At 59.6% G+C, this 17,253-nt stretch carries 20 protein-coding genes; 11 read left to right on the plus strand and 9 right to left on the minus strand.

All coding sequences use genetic code 11. The features are described from left to right. Window positions 1-29 precede the first annotated feature (29 nt). Together BZL43_RS06385 and BZL43_RS06390 are read right to left on the minus strand one after the other, a co-directional pair. Window positions 30-623, minus strand: a complete 594-nt coding sequence (locus BZL43_RS06385; protein ID WP_095631526.1) for an NUDIX domain-containing protein — start codon at window positions 621-623, stop codon at window positions 30-32. Window positions 624-718: 95 nt separating this feature from the next. Next, window positions 719-1,156: a hemerythrin domain-containing protein gene (locus tag BZL43_RS06390; RefSeq protein ID WP_095631527.1), complete on the minus strand. Its 438-nt coding sequence runs from the start codon at window positions 1,154-1,156 to the stop codon at window positions 719-721. 146 nt (window positions 1,157-1,302) lie between these two features. On the opposite strand from BZL43_RS06390, the gene BZL43_RS06395 reads away from it, so the two are divergent. Beyond that, the gene (locus tag BZL43_RS06395) at window positions 1,303-1,731 is read left to right on the plus strand and encodes a GNAT family N-acetyltransferase (protein ID WP_095631528.1); all 429 of its coding nucleotides are present in this window, start codon (window positions 1,303-1,305) and stop codon (window positions 1,729-1,731) included. 105 nt (window positions 1,732-1,836) lie between these two features. Here BZL43_RS06395 and BZL43_RS06400 read toward each other — a convergent pair whose 3' ends face one another. Further along, window positions 1,837-2,187, minus strand: coding sequence for a hypothetical protein (locus BZL43_RS06400; RefSeq protein ID WP_095631529.1), 351 nt, complete (start codon window positions 2,185-2,187; stop codon window positions 1,837-1,839). 178 nt (window positions 2,188-2,365) lie between these two features. Here BZL43_RS06400 and BZL43_RS06410 point away from each other — a divergent pair, with 178 nt between their 5' ends. The 7 genes from BZL43_RS06410 to BZL43_RS06440 all read left to right on the plus strand — a co-directional run bounded on the left by BZL43_RS06410 (window position 2,366) and on the right by BZL43_RS06440 (window position 6,415). Then, complete coding sequence (locus BZL43_RS06410; RefSeq protein ID WP_095631618.1) at window positions 2,366-2,695, plus strand: DUF6388 family protein; 330 nt, start codon at window positions 2,366-2,368, stop codon at window positions 2,693-2,695. Window positions 2,696-2,939: 244 nt separating this feature from the next. Beyond that, a complete protein-coding gene (gene tusD / locus BZL43_RS06415; protein ID WP_095631619.1) occupies window positions 2,940-3,332 on the plus strand; it encodes a sulfurtransferase complex subunit TusD in 393 nt (130 codons plus the stop codon). A 2-nt stretch (window positions 3,333-3,334) separates the two neighbouring features. Further along, window positions 3,335-3,697: a sulfurtransferase complex subunit TusC gene (tusC, locus tag BZL43_RS06420; protein WP_095631530.1), complete on the plus strand. Its 363-nt coding sequence runs from the start codon at window positions 3,335-3,337 to the stop codon at window positions 3,695-3,697. Then, the gene (tusB, locus tag BZL43_RS06425; protein WP_095631531.1) at window positions 3,697-3,990 is read left to right on the plus strand and encodes a sulfurtransferase complex subunit TusB; all 294 of its coding nucleotides are present in this window, start codon (window positions 3,697-3,699) and stop codon (window positions 3,988-3,990) included. Before tusC ends, tusB begins: the two co-directional genes overlap by 1 nt. Continuing rightward, window positions 3,987-4,322, plus strand: a complete 336-nt coding sequence (locus BZL43_RS06430; RefSeq protein WP_095631532.1) for a TusE/DsrC/DsvC family sulfur relay protein — start codon at window positions 3,987-3,989, stop codon at window positions 4,320-4,322. Before tusB ends, BZL43_RS06430 begins: the two co-directional genes overlap by 4 nt. Further along, window positions 4,319-5,320 carry a glycosyl transferase family protein gene (locus BZL43_RS06435; RefSeq protein WP_095631533.1) on the plus strand — a complete coding sequence of 334 codons (1,002 nt, stop codon included), beginning with the start codon at window positions 4,319-4,321 and terminating at the stop codon, window positions 5,318-5,320. Before BZL43_RS06430 ends, BZL43_RS06435 begins: the two co-directional genes overlap by 4 nt. A 90-nt stretch (window positions 5,321-5,410) precedes the next feature. Next, entirely contained in the window at window positions 5,411-6,415 is a 1,005-nt protein-coding gene (locus tag BZL43_RS06440) for a glutathione S-transferase family protein (RefSeq protein ID WP_095631534.1), read from the plus strand. A gap of 136 nt (window positions 6,416-6,551) precedes the next feature. Here BZL43_RS06440 and cysG read toward each other — a convergent pair whose 3' ends face one another. The 6 genes from cysG to BZL43_RS06475 all read right to left on the minus strand — a co-directional run bounded on the left by cysG (window position 6,552) and on the right by BZL43_RS06475 (window position 14,268). Further along, window positions 6,552-7,946 carry a siroheme synthase CysG gene (cysG, locus tag BZL43_RS06445; protein WP_095631535.1) on the minus strand — a complete coding sequence of 465 codons (1,395 nt, stop codon included), beginning with the start codon at window positions 7,944-7,946 and terminating at the stop codon, window positions 6,552-6,554. After that, the gene (serS, locus tag BZL43_RS06450; protein WP_095631536.1) at window positions 7,947-9,227 is read right to left on the minus strand and encodes a serine--tRNA ligase; all 1,281 of its coding nucleotides are present in this window, start codon (window positions 9,225-9,227) and stop codon (window positions 7,947-7,949) included. It lies immediately after the preceding gene. Between the two features lie 15 nt (window positions 9,228-9,242). Then, window positions 9,243-9,617, minus strand: coding sequence for a fluoride efflux transporter CrcB (gene crcB / locus BZL43_RS06455; RefSeq protein WP_030130939.1), 375 nt, complete (start codon window positions 9,615-9,617; stop codon window positions 9,243-9,245). Further along, window positions 9,614-10,939 carry a replication-associated recombination protein A gene (locus tag BZL43_RS06460; RefSeq protein WP_095631537.1) on the minus strand — a complete coding sequence of 442 codons (1,326 nt, stop codon included), beginning with the start codon at window positions 10,937-10,939 and terminating at the stop codon, window positions 9,614-9,616. The genes crcB and BZL43_RS06460 overlap by 4 nt, the downstream gene beginning before the upstream one ends. A gap of 231 nt (window positions 10,940-11,170) precedes the next feature. Beyond that, a complete protein-coding gene (gene lolA / locus BZL43_RS06470; RefSeq protein ID WP_007904916.1) occupies window positions 11,171-11,794 on the minus strand; it encodes an outer membrane lipoprotein chaperone LolA in 624 nt (207 codons plus the stop codon). Between the two features lie 68 nt (window positions 11,795-11,862). Then, window positions 11,863-14,268 carry a DNA translocase FtsK gene (locus BZL43_RS06475; protein WP_095631538.1) on the minus strand — a complete coding sequence of 802 codons (2,406 nt, stop codon included), beginning with the start codon at window positions 14,266-14,268 and terminating at the stop codon, window positions 11,863-11,865. A 306-nt stretch (window positions 14,269-14,574) separates the two neighbouring features. Between BZL43_RS06475 and trxB the strand changes: the two genes are divergently transcribed. The 3 genes from trxB (at window position 14,575) to BZL43_RS06490 (ending at window position 17,078) form a co-directional block, all read left to right on the plus strand. Beyond that, entirely contained in the window at window positions 14,575-15,534 is a 960-nt protein-coding gene (trxB, locus tag BZL43_RS06480) for a thioredoxin-disulfide reductase (protein ID WP_095631539.1), read from the plus strand. Window positions 15,535-15,602: 68 nt separating this feature from the next. Then, the gene (gene aat / locus BZL43_RS06485; RefSeq protein WP_095631540.1) at window positions 15,603-16,283 is read left to right on the plus strand and encodes a leucyl/phenylalanyl-tRNA--protein transferase; all 681 of its coding nucleotides are present in this window, start codon (window positions 15,603-15,605) and stop codon (window positions 16,281-16,283) included. An 87-nt stretch (window positions 16,284-16,370) separates the two neighbouring features. Further along, window positions 16,371-17,078, plus strand: coding sequence for an arginyltransferase (locus tag BZL43_RS06490; RefSeq protein ID WP_095631541.1), 708 nt, complete (start codon window positions 16,371-16,373; stop codon window positions 17,076-17,078). Window positions 17,079-17,253: the final 175 nt, after the last annotated feature.

Here is a 17,253-nt window from a genome sequence, read left to right on the forward strand (position 1 = left end):
CCGCAGAGCCGTGTACCTCGCAGCCCGGATCAAACCGCGCCGAAGACATCCTTCATCGCCGCATACTGCAGCAGCATGATGGTTTTGGCATCGCAGATCTCCCCACGATGGAACGCCGCCAGAGCCTCGTCGAACTTCCACTCCAGCACTTCCAGCTCTTCGGTTTCTTCTTCCAGCCCACCGCCATCACTGACTTTGGAGGAGGCGTCGTACTCGGCGATGAAAAAATGCAGCTTTTCAGTCACCGAGCCGGGGCTCATATAGGCCTCGAAAACCTTCTGCACATGGTGGACGCGATAGCCGGTTTCCTCTTCGGCCTCTGCCCGAATGCGCTCTTCAGGCGCAACGCCCTCCAGCAACCCGGCGGCCACTTCAATCAGCAAACCATCGTGGCCGTTGACGAACACCGGCAAGCGAAACTGGCGGGTCAGTACGACGGTTTTCTTTTCGCGGTTGAACAGCAGAATCGCTGCACCGTTGCCCCGGTCGTAAACTTCGCGAGTCTGACGCTGCCAGTCGCCGTTGTTGCGCAAGTAATCGAAAGTGATTTTCTTCAGCAGGTACCAGTCGTGGGACAACACCCGGGACTCGATGATGTTGACCCGCTCGGCTGTGTTCGACATGACAATCTATCCTTATATTCGTCAGAAAGCGCACATGGTAGGCGAAACAGAAAAGCCCGGCGACTGTGATTCCAAGTCAGCTTTGCACTGCACTCTCAGGAAAGATGCGCCTTGTATTCTTTCTGATATTGCCCGGCAAGGGTTTCCTTCTGTTGCTCGTCGAGCAACTTGCCGGCCATCTGGAAGAACTTCTGCTCCTCCTCTTTCAAGTGGTGATGGACCTTTTCTGAGAGCTTTTTCGCCGTCGCCAACCAGGACGGACTGGACATTTCGGTCGCATCCAGCGCTTCCATCATCTCGTCCATTTCGTGGTGCTCGGAGATGGCGTGGCGGCTAAGATCCACGCCGTTGTCGAACGCCATCAGCGGCACGTAGAAATGGCGTTCTTCAGCGGTTTCGTGGGCCTGAAGCTCGGATTTGAGCCGTTTGTAAGCCTCGACCCGTTCCGGGGTGTCGCCCTGGGTTTGAATCAGCGCATCGGCATAGCAGCGCTGACGGTCGTGGCTTTCGCGCAAGGCTTCAAAAATGTTCACGGGCTGTCCTCAATGGCTGCGTTCGACAATGACGTTGTTCAGGCTAGACATTCCCGGGACTGCGGCGGTTCCTTCGGTTACAGGGGATAGAACAATCGCCACAACCGGGATAGGCTCCGTGTTCATGCCATAAGGATGTGTAGCCTATGACCTTGCGAATCGAACTGTCGAAAAATGCCACTCAGGAAGAACGCGATGCGATCCTCACGCCGCTGCGTGCCTATAACGCCTCAAAGGCCGGGACCACGGTGTCGGAGCAGATTGCTTTGCTGGTACGCAATGACCGCGACGAAATTCTCGGCGGGCTTTACGGCCGAGTATTTTACCAGTGGTTGTTCATTGAGTTGTTGTCAGTGCCGGAGCTGGCCCGGGGACAAGGGATGGGCTCGAAGCTGATGCAGATGGCCGAAGAGCTGGCGCGGGAAAAGGAATGTATCGGGATCTGGCTGGATACCTTCGACTTCCAGGCGCCGGAGTTTTACAAGAAGCATGGCTACAGCGAATTGGGGCACATTGCCGATTACCCGCCGGGCCATAAGCGCTTCTTTTTTCAGAAGCGTTTGATGGATTTGTAACCTTCGATTTTCGGGGGGGCCCCAAAAGATCGCAGCCTTCGGCAGCTCCTACATGGGATTGCGTTCACCCTGGAGCTGCCGAAGGCTGCGATCTTTTGATCTTGCTTACAAGCAGGTCGCCAACGCCGCCAACCGGCGCTTGGCGACAAAATCGTCATGCTGCGCATAGTAGCTCAACGCTGTACCCGAGGCGTCGGTGCTCACGTCCACGAAGGACTCGGCCGAACGGGTGTAGACCGTCGAACCGCCCTTCTTGCCCGGCTGCAAATACGCGCCCGCATCAACGCCGAATACCGCTTCGTCCTGCCAGGCAAACTGCACGCACTGGGCGACGACTTTCTCCGGTTTATCCGAGGTCAGGGTTTTGTACGGGGGTTTGGTGCGGGCGTCATTCATCGTCGATCCGGCGCAGCCCGCCAGCAAGGTTGCGGCCAGCGCCACCATCAGAATTCGCATTGCATTCGCTCATCAGGAAAAAGCGGACTGTATCACCGCAACGCAGCGCATCGTTCTGCTTTACTTCATTTATAGGGCAAGACCGTGCGCCATTACTGTCGCATCAACCATTTTTCCGGGCCCATTTTTCTGGCGCGGCTGCCAAGGCGAGCAAAAAGCAGTCTTCCTAGGAGTGACCATGGCGGCAACCGAACAGCAATACGAGCAGGCGCTGAAAAAATTTCTCGATGAACGCCCTGAGCTGCGCATCGAACTGGACAACCTGAATCCACTGTTGGCCCAGGCCAAGGGCGAGACAGTGGCGCAGTACCGCGACGAGCGTTTGCATGAAGCGTTCGAAGCGGAGGCTGAGCGCCTGGGTTTGTTTGCCTGGGAGCTGACGCTGCAACTGACTGTCGCCACGCCAGAGGACTATCAGGCCCAACGCCTTGAGGTGCACAAGGAAGTCGCGGAGATGGCCGGCATGGACTGGCTGGAGTATTGCGAGCTATATGGGTTAACCCAGTAATCATCGCTGTTCAAGGCAGCTTTCGCCGATGCTGCCTTCGCCCTTGGCAGGTCGGGTTATATGCCGCGCTGAATCTTGTATTGATTGTGCGGGCCTCATCGCGGGCAAGCCACGCTCCCACAGGATTTAGGCCATCCCTGTGGGAGCGGGCTTGCCCGCGATGGGGCCCGCACAGACAACATCGATTTAGCCGCCCCGCCGATAAAGCTTTATCATGGCCGCAGTTTTGCTGATCGAGCCCATCATGAAATTCGCCATTGCGCTGTTTTCCGCCGCCCATGCCCCCTCCTCGCGCCGCGCCTTGCTGTTCGCCCAGGCCGCGCTGGCCGGCGGGCATGAGATTGTCCGGCTGTTTTTCTATCAGGATGGCGTCTACAACGCGTCCGCCAGCGTGGTCACACCTCAGGACGAGCAGGATTTGCCCAAGCAATGGCGCAACTTTGTTACTGAGCATCAACTCGATGGCGTGGTCTGCATCGCCGCCGCCCTGCGCCGTGGGGTATTGAACGAGGAAGAAGCCCAGCGCTACCAGCGTGAAGCGGTAGCGGTGGGTACGCCGTGGGAATTGTCCGGCCTCGGCCAGTTGCATGATGCAGTGCAAGACGCTGACCGCTTGATCTGTTTCGGAGGCGCGTGAAAATGGCCAAATCCTTGCTGATTATCAGCCGTCAGGCGCCGTGGTCCGGGCCGAATGCGCGTGAAGCGCTGGACATCGTACTGGCCGGCGGTGCCTTCGATCTGCCGATCGGTCTGCTGTTTCTCGATGACGGCGTGTTCCAGCTCGCCAATAAACAGAATGCCAAGGCCCTGCAACAGAAAGACCTGAGCGCCAACCTGCAAGCCTTGCCGATGTTTGGTGTCGAGGACCTGTTCGTGTGCGGTGAAAGCGCCGCGACCCGTGGTCTGGACCCCGAAAACCTGTCGCTTGAAGAAGCCCGGGTGCTGGACGCCCAGGAAATCACGTCCCTTATTGATCGTTACGACCAGGTGATCACCCTCTGATGTCGACTTTGCATGTGTTGTCCCATTCCCCTTTCGGCGACGATCGCCTGAACAGTTGCCTGCGCGTGATCGGCGCCAACGATGCGCTTTTGCTGAGCGGCGATGCGGCTTATGCCTTGCAGCCAGGCACCGCGCCATTCAGCGCGCTGCACGCCCGCGGCCTGAAGTTGTTCGTCATGGCCGAAGATGCTCAGGCACGGGCGCTGCAAGTCCCGGATTGGGCCAAGGCCATCGACTACCCGGCTTTCGTCGAACTGTCGATTCACTACGACAAGGTCAACAGCTGGCTATGAAATCCCTGACGGTCGGCGCCCGCGCCATTGAACTGGACAAGGACGGTTTCCTGGTCGAACTGAGCGACTGGTCTGCCGAAGTGGCCGTCGCCCTCGCCGCCGCCGAAGACATCGAGTTGAGCCCGGAACACTGGGAAATTCTCGAACTGCTGCGCAGTTTCTACGACGAATTCCAGCTGTCCCCGGCGACCCGCCCACTGATCAAGTACACCGCATTGAAACTCGGCCCCGACAAGGGCAACAGCCTGCACCTGAACCGACTGTTCAAAGGCACCCCTGCCAAACTCGCCGCGAAACTGGCGGGCCTGCCCAAACCGACGAATTGCTTATGACCGACTACCCAGCACTGACCCTCGAAACACCCGCCGAGCACCCGTTCGCCCAGTTCGTGCGGATTCTTGGCAAGGGCAAACGCGGTGCCCGCAACCTGACTCGCGAAGAAGCCCGCGAGGCCATGGGCCTGTTGCTCGACGACAAAGTGGAAGACACCCAACTCGGTGCCTTCCTGATGCTGTTGCGGCACAAGGAAGAAAGCGCCGAGGAAATGGCCGGGTTCGCCGAAGCCGTGCGTGAACGCCTGAATCCCCCAGCGCTGGCGGTTGATCTGGACTGGCCGACGTATGCCGGCAAGAAGCGTCACTTGCCGTGGTACCTGCTGGCGGCCAAGTGCCTGGCGCAGAACGGCGTGCGCATCTTCATGCATGGCGGCGGCGCGCACACGGCCGGTCGGCTGTACAGCGAACAATTGCTCCAGACGCTGAATATTCCACTGTGCCGCGACTGGCAGCAGGTCGGCGTGGCGCTCGATCAGGGCGGGCTGGCGTTCATGCCATTGGTGGACTGGGCGCCGCAACTTCAGCGAATGATCGACCTGCGCAACACCTTGGGCCTGCGCTCGCCGATCCATTCCCTGGCGCGGATTCTTAATCCGTTGGGTGCCCGTTGCGGCCTGCAAAGCATTTTCCATCCCGGCTATCAGGCCGTGCATCGCGAAGCCAGCGGTTTGCTCGGCGACACCGCCATCGTGATCAAGGGTGATGGCGGCGAAATCGAGATCAACCCGGATGCCGACAGTCATCTGTATGGCACCACCGGCGGCGAAAGCTGGGATGAAGAATGGCCCCAATTGTCGACCCAGCGCCACGTCAAACCGGCCAGCCTCGACCCCGATCATTTGAAAGCGGTATGGCGTGGCGACGTGGTCGACAGCTACCCGCAAATGGCATTGATCTCGACCATGGCCCTGGCGTTACGCGGCCTCGGCCAGACCCGCGAGCAAGCGTTCGAAACCGCCCGGCAGTATTGGGATGCAAGGGATCGATCGATTTAACCGATCATAAACGCCCAACCTTTGCGCTTTTTGTTCGAACCTATGCGCATAGACTCCTCTCCAACGCTTATCGGTCGAGGAGTTTTGAACATGGGTTTGTTAGTCGAAGGTCGCTGGCAGGATCAGTGGTATGAAAGCAAGGACGGCACGTTCCAGCGTGAACAGGCACAACGTCGCAACTGGCTGACCGCCGACGGCAAGCCAGGCCCGACCGGCGTCGGTGGTTTTGCCGCCGAGGCCGGTCGCTATCATCTCTACGTCTCCCTCGCCTGCCCGTGGGCCCATCGCACGTTGATCCTGCGCAAGCTCAAAGGCCTGGAAAGCCTGATCGATGTATCGGTGGTGAGCTTTCTGATGCTGGAAAACGGCTGGACCTTCGACAAGGCTCACGGCTCGACCGGCGACAAGCTTGGCAATCTGAAATTCCTGCACCAGCGCTACACCACTGATACCGCCAACTACACCGGCCGCGTCACGGTGCCGGTGCTCTGGGACAAGCAGACAAATCGCATCGTCAATAATGAATCGGCGGAAATCATCCGCATGTTCAACAGCGCTTTTGATGAGTTGACCGGCAATGACCTGGATTTTTACCCGGCGCCATTGCGGGCCGAGATCGATGCGCTGAACGAGCGGATTTATCCGGCCGTGAATAACGGCGTCTATCGCGCCGGGTTTGCCACTTCGCAGCAGGCTTATGAAGAAGCGTTCGATGAATTGTTTACTGAGCTGGATCGGCTGGAGCAATTGCTGGGCGCGAATCGGTACCTGACGGGCGAATACCTGACGGAAGCGGATATTCGGCTGTTCACTACGATGATTCGTTTCGATGCGGTGTACTTCGGGCACTTCAAGTGCAACCTGCGACGGATTGCCGATTATCCGAATCTGTCGAACTGGCTACGGGAGATTTATCAGTGGCCGGGGATAGCCGAGACGGTGAGTTTCGAGCACATCAAGAATCACTATTACGGCAGCCACAAAACCATCAATCCGACCGGGATCGTGCCTAAAGGGCCGGCGCAGGATTTCACTGCGGCTCATGATCGGGCGCGGTTGAAGGGGAAAGGGATTTGGCGTAAAGCTGAGTTCTGATCTGAAGCAAGGGTGGTTTTTAGGGCCTCATCGCGGGCAAGCCCGCTCCCACAGGGATTTGTGTGATGCCAAAGATTGCAGCTTCACCAAATAACCTGTGGGAGCGGGCTTGTCCGCGATGAGGGCGACGCGATCACTAGACCTGCGCCTGAGCCCCTTCGAACCACGCCAGTTTCTCGCGCAGTTGCACCACTTCCCCGACGATCACCAATGTTGGCGCATGCACTTCATGCTCCGCCACCAGCCGTGGAAGGTCGGCCAGGGTGCCGGTAAACACCCGCTGATTGACCGTGGTGCCCTGCTGGATCAACGCCGCCGGGGTATCGGCCGCGCGACCGTGTTTGATCAATTGCTCGCAGATGATCGGCAGGCCCACCAACCCCATGTAAAACACCAGGGTCTGCGCCGGCGCGACCAGATCGGCCCACGGCAAATCGGTGGAACCGTCCTTCAAGTGCCCGGTGACAAACCGCACCGACTGCGCGTAATCGCGGTGAGTCAGTGGAATCCCGGCATAGGCCGCGCAACCACTGGCCGCGGTAATGCCCGGTACCACCTGGAACGGAATGCCCTGGGCCGCCAGTTCTTCGATCTCTTCGCCACCGCGCCCGAAAATGAACGGATCGCCGCCCTTCAAGCGCACCACGCGTTTGCCGGCCTTGGCCAGATCCACCAGATGCTGGTTGATCTGCTCCTGAGGCACGGCATGATCGGCTCGGCGCTTGCCAACGTAGACCCGCTCGGCATCGCGACGGCACAAATCCAGAATCGCCGGCGCCACCAGACGGTCATACAGCACCACATCGGCTTGTTGCATCAGACGCAGGGCGCGGAAGGTCAACAGGTCGGGATCACCCGGCCCGGCGCCCACCAGATAAACCTCGCCGATAGCCACAGGTGCTTCGCCGTTGATTTTCGCCTGCATCAAGCGCTCGGCCTCGGCGCCCTGCCCGGCCAATTGCCGGTCGGCAATCGGGCCCTGGAACACATCCTCCCAGAAAGCCCGCCGCTGTTGCACATCCGGAAACAGGCCTTTGACCTGAGTACGGAAACGCGCCGCCAGACCGGCCAGTTGCCCGTAGGTGGAAGGAATCCAGGTTTCCAGCTTGGCGCGAATCAACCGTGCCAGCACCGGCGCGTCGCCGCCACTGGACACCGCAATGATCAATGGAGAACGGTCGACGATTGCCGGGAAGATCACGCTGCACAGGGCCGGCGCGTCCACCACGTTGACCGGTACGCAACGCCGATGAGCATCGGCGGAGACTTGCGCGTTCAGTGGTTCGTCGTCGGTGGCGGCGATGATCAGCCCGCAACCGTCCAGATCCGTTTCGACGTAGCCACGCACCAGGCACTCGCCACCGCTGCCGACCACCAGCTCGCGCAGTTGCGGTTCGATTTGCGGTGCAACCACCCGCAGCAGCGCACCGGCTTCGGCCAGCAGGCGGGATTTGCGCAAGGCAATCTCCCCTCCGCCGACGACCAATACACGACTGCCGCGAAGGTTATGAAACAGCGGCAGATAGTCCATTTAGCCGATGACCTCAAGGCCACCCATGTACGGCTTGAGCACCTCAGGCACACGGATCGAACCGTCAGCCTGCTGGTAGTTCTCGAGCACCGCCACCAGGGTACGCCCGACCGCCAGGCCGGAACCGTTCAGGGTGTGAACCAGCTCAGGCTTGCCGGTTTCCGGGTTGCGGAAACGCGCTTGCATGCGGCGGGCCTGGAAATCACCGCAGTTGGAGCACGAGGAAATCTCGCGGTATTTGTCCTGGCTTGGAATCCACACTTCCAGATCGTAGGTCTTGACCGCGCTGAAGCCCATGTCGCCCGTGCACAGCGCCAGGGTGCGATACGGCAGTTCCAGCAGTTGCAGGACTTTCTCGGCATTGGCGGTCAGGCTTTCCAGCGCTTGCATCGAGGTCGATGGCTCAACGATCTGGACCATCTCGACCTTGTCGAACTGGTGCTGACGGATCATGCCGCGAGTGTCGCGACCCGATGCACCGGCCTCGCTGCGGAAGCACGGCGTGTGCGCCACGAACTTGATCGGCAGCAGTTTCGAATCGACGATCTCGCCAGCGACGATGTTGGTCAGCGACACTTCAGCGGTCGGGATCAGGTACAGATCGGCTTCGCCATCGCGGCTGATCTTGAACAGGTCTTCTTCGAACTTGGGCAGCTGACCGGTGCCCTGCAACGCAGGCGCTTGCACCAGGTACGGGGTGTAAGCCTCTTCGTAACCGTGTTCGTTGATGTGCAGGTTGATCATGAACTGTGCCAGTGCACGGTGCAGACGGGCGATCGGGCCGCGCAGCAGGGCGAAACGGGCGCCGGACAGCTTGGCGGCGGTTTCAAAGTCCAGCCAGCCGAATTTCTCGCCCAGGGCCACGTGGTCCTGAACCGGGAAATCGAAGGCTTTAGGCGTGCCCCAGCGGCGCACTTCTACGTTGCCTTCTTCGTCATCGCCGACCGGCACCGATTCGTGCGGCAGGTTCGGGATGCCCAGCAGGATCGAATCCAGGTCGGTCTGGATCGCATCCAGTTCGAGTTTGCCGGCGCTCAATTCACCCGCCATGCGCTCGACGTCCGCCATCAATGGCGCGATATCTTCGCCGCGCTGCTTGGCCTGACCGATGGACTTGGAGCGCGCGTTACGTTCAGCCTGCAGAGCTTCGGTGCGGGTCTGGACGATCTTGCGCTGTTCTTCCAGCGCTTCGATGCGCGCAACATCCAGGGCAAAGCCACGGGATGCCAGGCGGTCCGCTACGTCCTGAAGGTTGCTACGTAACAGTTTGGAATCGAGCATGTCGGTTTCTCGTTATCAAAGTTTGGTCAAGGACAGGCCAGCCCAGGTGGCGAGCAGCCCGCCGAATACGCTGATGGCCGCATAGCCCAGGGCCAGCGGCACTTGCCCGGTTTCCAGCAGGCGCACCGTATCCAGTGAAAAGGATGAAAAAGTCGTCAGCCCCCCAAGGAAGCCGACCATCAACCCGGCGCGCACCGCAAACGGTACCTCCGGGCGTATCAAAAACAGGCCGTACAAAACGCCGATCAGCAGACAGCCCACGATATTAACGGCCAGCGTCGCGGTATAGAAGTGCCGCGGCCAATTCGCGTTGATCCAGTTACCGGTGGCGAAGCGCAACAGCGTACCGGCGACACCGCCGACAGAAACGGCAACGATCAATGGAATCACTTTTTTCTCCGCTGTCGGGGGCTCAGACGATCAAGCTGCGCCAAGTGGTTAAGCTTTTCGCCAATTTTCAGCTCCAGGCCGCGGGGCACGGGTTGATAGAACCGTTGCGGTTCGAGTTCCTGCGGGAAGTAGTCTTCGCCAGCGGCGTAGGCATCCGGTTCATCGTGGGCGTAACGGTATTCGTCGCCATAACCCAATTGCTTCATCAACTTGGTCGGCGCATTGCGCAGGTGCAGCGGCACTTCGAGGGAACCGTGTTCGGTGGCGCTGCGCATCGCGGCTTTGAAGCCCATGTACACCGCATTGCTTTTCGGCGCGCAGGCCAGATAGGTGATGGCCTGGGCCACTGCCAACTCACCTTCGGGGCTGCCAAGGCGCTCCTGCACTTCCCACGCCGCCAGGCACAGGCTCAGGGCGCGAGGATCGGCGTTGCCGATGTCTTCGCTGGCCATGCGCACCACGCGTCGGGCCAGGTACAGCGGGTCGCAACCGCCGTCGATCATCCGCGCGAACCAATACAGCGCGCCATCGGGATTGGAGCCGCGCACCGCTTTATGCAGCGCGGAGATCTGATCGTAGAAAGCTTCGCCGCCCTTGTCGAAGCGCCGACGGGTGTCGCCGAGCAGACTTTGCAGCAAATCGACGCCGATTTCGCTGTTGTCTTCGGCCAGGTCCGAGGCGTTTTCCAGCAGATTGAGCAGACGCCGGCCATCGCCATCGGCGGCGGATAACAGCATCTGGAAACCTTCATCGCTGAGGGTCAGGTGCCGCTTGCCCAGCCCGCGCTCTTCGGTCAGCGCGCGATGCACCAGCTTGCGCAAGGCCGCTTCGTCGAGGCTTTTGAGCACATAGACGCGCGCCCGGGACAGGAGCGCGTTATTGAGTTCGAATGAGGGGTTTTCGGTGGTCGCGCCGATGAAAATCAGCGTGCCGTCTTCAACATAAGGCAGGAACGCATCCTGCTGGGACTTGTTGAAACGATGCACTTCGTCGACAAACAGGATGGTGCGTTTACCGTATTGCCCGGCCTGCTGCTTGGCGACCTCTACTGCCTGGCGGATTTCCTTCACGCCGGCCAGCACCGCCGAAACCGTTTCGAAGTGCGCATCGGAGACTTCCGCCAGCAACCGCGCCAACGTGGTTTTACCCACCCCTGGCGGCCCCCAGAAAATCATCGAATGCAGGGCACCCTGCTCCAGCGCTTCGCGCAATGGCTTGCCGCGAGCGAGCAGGTGTTCCTGACCGACGTACTCGTCCAGGTTGGTCGCACGCAGGCGTGCGGCCAAGGGCTGAGCAATCGGGGCGCTGCGAAACAGGTCCATCACGTACTGTTGAAACCTCGGGATATTACAGAGTTCTCAAGTTTGGCGAACATCCTGTGGTAGAGCGACTGCCTGTGGCGAGGGGGCTTGCCCCCGTTCGACTGCGAAGCAGTCGTAAAACCATCGCGTGCGCAGTATTGGTAACCCGCGATTGCAGGTTTTGGGGCCGCTTCGCGACCCAACGGGGGCAAGCCCCCTCGCCACATAGCCCGCTCCCACAGGTTAGGCGTCTTACTCCTGGATCACGTCGGCACCCTTGGGGATGTCGAACTTGAACTTGGACGCCGGTATCGGCTCGTTGGCCTTCACACCAGTAAACAGGATATTGGTGCGCTGACCGACGCTGTCAATCAGCTGCATGTCATTGACCAGACCGTTGCGGAACGACAGACGCAGGCTGTCGAACAGGGTGTCTTTGGTTTTCGGCTTCAGGGTGAAGTCGATCACGCCGCCAGCCTCTTTGGCGCTGATGTCGAAGCTCTGGCTGATCTTGGACACGTCACCGGACAGCAACAGGGCCGGCGTCTGGGTCAGACGCTGGTCGAGGGTCTTGATGGTGACTTGCTCCAGGTCCGGGTCCCACAGAGAAACCTTCTTGCCGTCGGACACCATCAGTTGCTCTTGCGGCGCATCGGTGTGCCAGTAGAACAGGCCCGGGCGCTGCAAGGACATCTGACCGGCGGTTTCCTGCAACTGGGTGCCGCTGCCATCAAGGGTCAGCTGGGAGAAACGCGCGGTCAGGGTCTGGGATTTTTCCAGCAGTTGAGTCAGACGCGCCACGTCCTTGTCATCGGCGTGGGCCGAGAGCGTGGTCAGAGCCAGTACCGGCAGCAGCAACATGCGGATAAGACGCATGGGAGTCCTCATAAACATTCGTGGGAGTGCGGGCGGCGTCTCAAGACACCGCCCCTTTCAAAACCGGATCAGTCGCGCACCGGGCCGGGGGCCAGGACTTCACGCGAACCGTTAGTGTTCATGGACGTCACGACCCCGGCCATTTCCATGGCTTCGATCATGCGCGCCGCGCGGTTGTAGCCGATTTTCAGCTTGCGCTGAACCGCAGAGATGGACGCACGACGGCTTTCCAGGACGAACTGCACCGCTTCGTCGTACAGCGCGTCGGTTTCGGCATCGTCATCACCGCCACCGCCGCCATTTTCAAAACCGCTACCGGCCTCTTCGACACCGGCGAGGATGTCGTCGTTGTATTCCGGTGCGCCGCGCAGTTTCCAGGCTTCAACCACCCGATGAACCTCATCGTCGGACACGAACGCACCGTGAACACGAATCGGCAGGCTGGTACCCGGCGGCATGTACAACATATCACCGTGGCCCAGCAGTTGTTCGGCGCCGCCCTGGTCGATGATGGTCCGCGAATCGATCTTGCTCGATACCTGGAACGCCATACGCGTCGGAATGTTCGCCTTGATCAGACCGGTGATGACATCAACCGACGGCCGCTGGGTCGCGAGAATCAGGTGGATACCGGCCGCACGTGCCTTCTGGGCGATACGGGCGATCAGCTCTTCAACCTTCTTGCCGACGATCATCATCATGTCGGCGAACTCGTCCACGACCACGACGATAGTCGGCAACTTTTGCAGCAACGGGGCCTCGTCGTGAATGCTTTCGCGCTTGTACAGCGGATCGCTCAACGGCTCACCAGCGTCCTGGGCTTCCTTGACCTTGGCGTTGAAGCCCGAAAGGTTACGCACACCCATCTTCGCCATCAGTTTGTAGCGCCGCTCCATTTCCGCGACGCTCCAGCGCAAGGCGTTGGCGGCGTCCTTCATGTCGGTCACCACCGGGCACAGCAGGTGCGGAATGCCTTCATAGATGGACAGTTCAAGCATTTTCGGGTCGATCATGATCAGCTTGGCGTCTTCCGGGCCAGACTTGAACAGAATCGACAGGATCATCGCGTTCACACCCACCGACTTACCGGAACCGGTCGTACCAGCCACCAGTAAGTGCGGCATTTTCGCCAGGTCGGTGATCACCGGTTTGCCGCCGATGTCATGACCCAGGGCCAGGGTGACCGGGGACTTGAAGCTATCGTACTCAGGGGTCGACAAGACCTCGGAGAAACGCACGATCTGCCGGTCTTCGTTAGGAATCTCGATACCGACCGTGGTTTTGCCCGGGATCACTTCCACGACACGCACACTGGTCACGGCCAGGGAACGGGCCAGGTCTTTCGCCAGATTGGAGATGCGGCTGACTTTGACGCCGGCTGCCGGCTGGATTTCGTAACGGGTAATCACCGGGCCCGGGTGAATCGAATCCACCGAAACTTCGACGCCGAATTCCTTGAGCTTGATTTCCAGCAAATGGCCGACGGCCGCCAGGGATTCGGGCGAATAATTGAGTTGTTTCTTTTCCGCGGGGTCGAGAATCGAGATCGGTGGCAAGGTGCCTTCCACGGCGCTGTCGACGAACAACGGCGCCTGCTTCTCTTTTTCCACGCGTTTGCTGGGAGCTGCCGGTTTGGGCGGAGCCGGGGCAATCACCGGTGGCACCTGTTTCTCGCGCTCGGACATGTGTTTGCTCAACGCTTGCTCACGCTCGATCAGGCGCTCCTTGACCTTGGCCTGCTCGCGTTTGTCGGTGACAGTCGGCGCGACCACGTCATGCATGCGATCGTCGACCTCACGCAGCTGGGCAACCAGTTGCTTGCGCTCGACACGGGCCGCCCACCAGCGATTGGCCGCCCCCTGAAACAGTTCGAACAGATCAAGGGTGATCTTGCCGGTGACGTCCATCACCTTGAACCACGACAGGTCGGTGAACACCGTCAGGCCGAACAGGAACAGCGCGATGAACAATAACGTGCTGCCCTGGATGTTCAGCGCGTTCCTGGCCAGATCGCCGAGACTTTCACCCAAAGCGCCACCCGCGCCGGCCGGTAGACCGGTCGCCGCATGGAAGTGGATATGAGCCAGCGCCGCACCTGACAACACGAGGAATACCAGGCCGATCAGGCGCCAGGAAAACAGCCAGCCGCTCCACTGCCACGGCTCATGGCGCTGGCGGAAGATCTGATACGCCTTGATCGCCAGCAGCAACGGGAAAATGTAGGCGAAGTAACCCAGGACCATGAACAGGATGTCGGCGCTGTAAGAGCCGGCAGGCCCGCCGAAGTTCTGCACATCGTCGATCTTGCTGTTATGGCTCCAGCCCGGATCGTCTTTGCCGTAGGTCAGCAAAGCCATCATCAGGAACAGGCACAAGGCACCGATGGCGATCAATGCACCTTCCTTGAGCCGGTAGTGCAATTGCTGGCGCCAGAGCGGGACGACTGTTTTAGGTGCTGCGGTGGATTTCTTCAAAACGCTTCTTTTCCTGCGCCCATGGCGCGTCCATCTGTTGAATGACTATAAAAACTGCCCAATCCAGGCAGGTAAAAAAGTTAACGGGCGCAACTGGGACTACTTTTAACACTGCGCCCCGGTTTTTCGGAATACGGCACGCACCGCTTTTTTGATACAAACACTGTTACAAGCAGGCATTGTACGGGTTTGTTCGCCCGATGCCATGCTTGAGACCCTTGGGTGCAGCATAGCCAACAGCACAGTACGCGCAGTCCAATTTGAGCATGCATTCTCTTTTGTGACAAAGGCTTATGAGGTGTTTTTATGAGTGAAGCGAAGCATTCCCGCCTGATCATTCTGGGTTCCGGCCCTGCCGGTTACAGCGCCGCCGTTTATGCCGCTCGCGCCAACCTGAAACCCGTTGTCATCACCGGCATCCAGGCAGGTGGCCAGCTGACCACCACGGTCGAAGTCGACAACTGGCCCGGCGACGTCGAAGGCCTGACCGGCCCAGTACTGATGGAACGCATGCAAAAACACGCCGAACGCTTCGATACACAGATCGTTTACGACCACATCCATACAGCCAAGTTGCAACAGCGCCCGTTCGAGCTCATCGGCGACAGCGGCACCTACACCTGCGATGCGCTGATTATCGCCACCGGCGCTTCGGCCCAATACCTGGGGCTGCCCTCGGAAGAAGCCTTTGCCGGCAAAGGGGTTTCGGCCTGCGCCACCTGTGACGGCTTCTTTTACCGCAATCAGGTGGTCGCGGTGGTCGGCGGAGGTAACACGGCCGTAGAAGAAGCGCTGTACCTGTCGAATATCGCCAAGGAAGTTCACCTGATTCACCGTCGCGACAAATTGCGTTCGGAGAAGATCCTTCAGGACAAGCTCTTCGAGAAAGCCGCCAACGGCAATATCCGTCTGCACTGGAACCAGAATCTGGACGAAGTACTGGGCGATGCCAGCGGCGTGACCGGTGCCCGCCTGCGGCACAGCCAAACGGGCGAAACCCATGAATTGCCGCTGGCCGGTGTATTCATCGCCATTGGCCACAAGCCCAATACCGACCTGTTTCAAGGCCAGCTGAAAATGCGCGACGGTTATCTGCTGATCAAGGGCGGCAGCGAAGGGGATGCCACCGCCACGGACATTGCAGGCGTGTTCGCCGCCGGTGACGTGGCCGATCATATTTACCGCCAGGCGGTGACCTCCGCCGGGGCCGGCTGCATGGCCGCGCTGGATGCGGAAAAGTATCTCGATGACATCCCTACCGTTTGACGGTTAACCTCCTCGAAGGCGGGCTCAGCGGCCCGCTACCGCCCTCCTCTTCTGCAAGCCCGGATGCCATGCTGACTTGGTTACAACGCAACACATTGACCTTCCCGCCGCTGGAAAAAGCCATGCGCGAGCCCAACGGGCTGCTGGCCGCGGGCGGCGATCTGTCCGCCGATCGGCTGATTCAAGCCTATCGTCACGGCTGCTTTCCGTGGTTTTCGGAGGGCCAGCCGATTCTCTGGTGGTCGCCGGATCCGCGCACGGTGCTGTTTCCCGACGAACTGCATGTTTCCCGCAGCTTGAACAAACTGCTGCGCCAAAAGCGCTATCAAGTGACCTTCGATCGGGATTTTGCCGCGGTCATCCGCGCCTGCGCCGCACCGCGCGAACACGCAGACGGCACCTGGATCACCCAAGCGATGCAGGATGCCTATATCGAACTGCACAGGCGTGGTTACGCCCACTCGGTGGAAGTCTGGGACGATGGCGCGCTGGTCGGCGGGCTCTACGGCTTGGCCATGGGGCAGTTGTTCTTCGGCGAATCGATGTTCAGCCGCGCCGACAACGCCTCCAAATATGGCTTCGCTACCCTGGTGCGACACCTGAAAGACTCGGGTTTTGTACTGATCGACTGCCAAATGCCTACCGATCATCTGCACAGCTTGGGCGCCCGCGCGATTCCCCGCCGGGAATTTGCCGGCTACCTTGCGCGACACCTGGATCAACCCGACCGTGCCACTTGGGTTTGCTGAGCGACATTGGCGCGTGTGGCTTACACTTAATGCGGGGAAACTCATTGAGAGCAACCCCTAATCAAAAGCTTATCCCGAGGGTTGATCATGACCGAGTTGGCGCGTTTGAAGTTTTATGCCACTCAGCCCCACTCTTGCAGTTATCTGCCCGAGGAGCAGGCCACGACGCTGTTCCTCGACCCTAGTCAGCCCATGGATGTGCACGTCTATGCAGACCTGTCGGAAATGGGCTTTCGTCGCAGTGGCGATCATCTATACCGGCCCCATTGCCAGCATTGCAATGCGTGCGTACCGGCGCGCATTCCTGTGGCGCAATTTACGCCCAACCGTCAGCAAAAACGCATTGTCAAACGTAATGCCGACTTGCAGGTACGTCCGACCAGACCCAAGTTCAGCGAAGAGTACTTCGACCTTTATCAGCGCTACATCGAACAACGTCATGCCGACGGCGATATGTATCCACCGAGCCGCGACCAGTTTTCGACCTTCCTGGTACGTGACCTGCCATTCTCCCGTTTCTACGAATTTCGTCTCGAAGGCCGCCTGCTGGCCGTGGCCGTCACCGACTTGCTGCCCAACGGCCTGTCGGCGGTCTATACCTTCTATGAACCCGAGCAGGAGCGTCGTAGCCTGGGGCGTTATGCCATCCTCTGGCAAATCGGCGAAGCCCGACGCCTGGGGCTGGAAGCGGTTTATCTCGGCTACTGGATCAAAAACTGCAAAAAAATGAGCTACAAGACCCAATATCGCCCTATCGAACTGCTGATTAATCAACGTTGGGTCATCCTGAGCTAGTGCTCTGTCTCGCAAACACTGTTCCTTTTTGACGGCGTCTGTTGTCATCATGCTGCGTTGCCGCTCCTTGCCATAGCGGGCAATGACTCGTCGCGGCGCCTTGCCTGACGACAACAGCCACTCGCCAAAAGAGGAACGTATTTGTGAGACAGGACACTAACCCCTTGGCTTGAAC

Origin of the sequence: Pseudomonas sp. PICF141, assembly GCF_002286815.1 — a bacterium.
GTDB lineage: Bacteria > Pseudomonadota > Gammaproteobacteria > Pseudomonadales > Pseudomonadaceae > Aquipseudomonas.

What these genes read in the sequence shown, in the direction of transcription:
- serS (WP_095631536.1), bottom strand. Translation starts at nt 9,227, where the DNA reads ATGCTCGATTCCAAACTGTTACGTAGCAACCTTCAGGACGTAGCGGAC.
- BZL43_RS06385 (WP_095631526.1), bottom strand. Translation starts at nt 623, where the DNA reads ATGTCGAACACAGCCGAGCGGGTCAACATCATCGAGTCCCGGGTGTTG.
- BZL43_RS06400 (WP_095631529.1), bottom strand. Translation starts at nt 2,187, where the DNA reads ATGCGAATTCTGATGGTGGCGCTGGCCGCAACCTTGCTGGCGGGCTGC.
- BZL43_RS06435 (WP_095631533.1), top strand. Translation starts at nt 4,319, where the DNA reads ATGACCGACTACCCAGCACTGACCCTCGAAACACCCGCCGAGCACCCG.
- tusB (WP_095631531.1), top strand. Translation starts at nt 3,697, where the DNA reads ATGTCGACTTTGCATGTGTTGTCCCATTCCCCTTTCGGCGACGATCGC.
- BZL43_RS06430 (WP_095631532.1), top strand. Translation starts at nt 3,987, where the DNA reads ATGAAATCCCTGACGGTCGGCGCCCGCGCCATTGAACTGGACAAGGAC.
- tusD (WP_095631619.1), top strand. Translation starts at nt 2,940, where the DNA reads ATGAAATTCGCCATTGCGCTGTTTTCCGCCGCCCATGCCCCCTCCTCG.
- aat (WP_095631540.1), top strand. Translation starts at nt 15,603, where the DNA reads ATGCTGACTTGGTTACAACGCAACACATTGACCTTCCCGCCGCTGGAA.
- cysG (WP_095631535.1), bottom strand. Translation starts at nt 7,946, where the DNA reads ATGGACTATCTGCCGCTGTTTCATAACCTTCGCGGCAGTCGTGTATTG.
- BZL43_RS06440 (WP_095631534.1), top strand. Translation starts at nt 5,411, where the DNA reads ATGGGTTTGTTAGTCGAAGGTCGCTGGCAGGATCAGTGGTATGAAAGC.
- BZL43_RS06490 (WP_095631541.1), top strand. Translation starts at nt 16,371, where the DNA reads ATGACCGAGTTGGCGCGTTTGAAGTTTTATGCCACTCAGCCCCACTCT.
- trxB (WP_095631539.1), top strand. Translation starts at nt 14,575, where the DNA reads ATGAGTGAAGCGAAGCATTCCCGCCTGATCATTCTGGGTTCCGGCCCT.
- BZL43_RS06395 (WP_095631528.1), top strand. Translation starts at nt 1,303, where the DNA reads ATGACCTTGCGAATCGAACTGTCGAAAAATGCCACTCAGGAAGAACGC.
- lolA (WP_007904916.1), bottom strand. Translation starts at nt 11,794, where the DNA reads ATGCGTCTTATCCGCATGTTGCTGCTGCCGGTACTGGCTCTGACCACG.
- BZL43_RS06410 (WP_095631618.1), top strand. Translation starts at nt 2,366, where the DNA reads ATGGCGGCAACCGAACAGCAATACGAGCAGGCGCTGAAAAAATTTCTC.
- BZL43_RS06460 (WP_095631537.1), bottom strand. Translation starts at nt 10,939, where the DNA reads ATGGACCTGTTTCGCAGCGCCCCGATTGCTCAGCCCTTGGCCGCACGC.
- tusC (WP_095631530.1), top strand. Translation starts at nt 3,335, where the DNA reads ATGGCCAAATCCTTGCTGATTATCAGCCGTCAGGCGCCGTGGTCCGGG.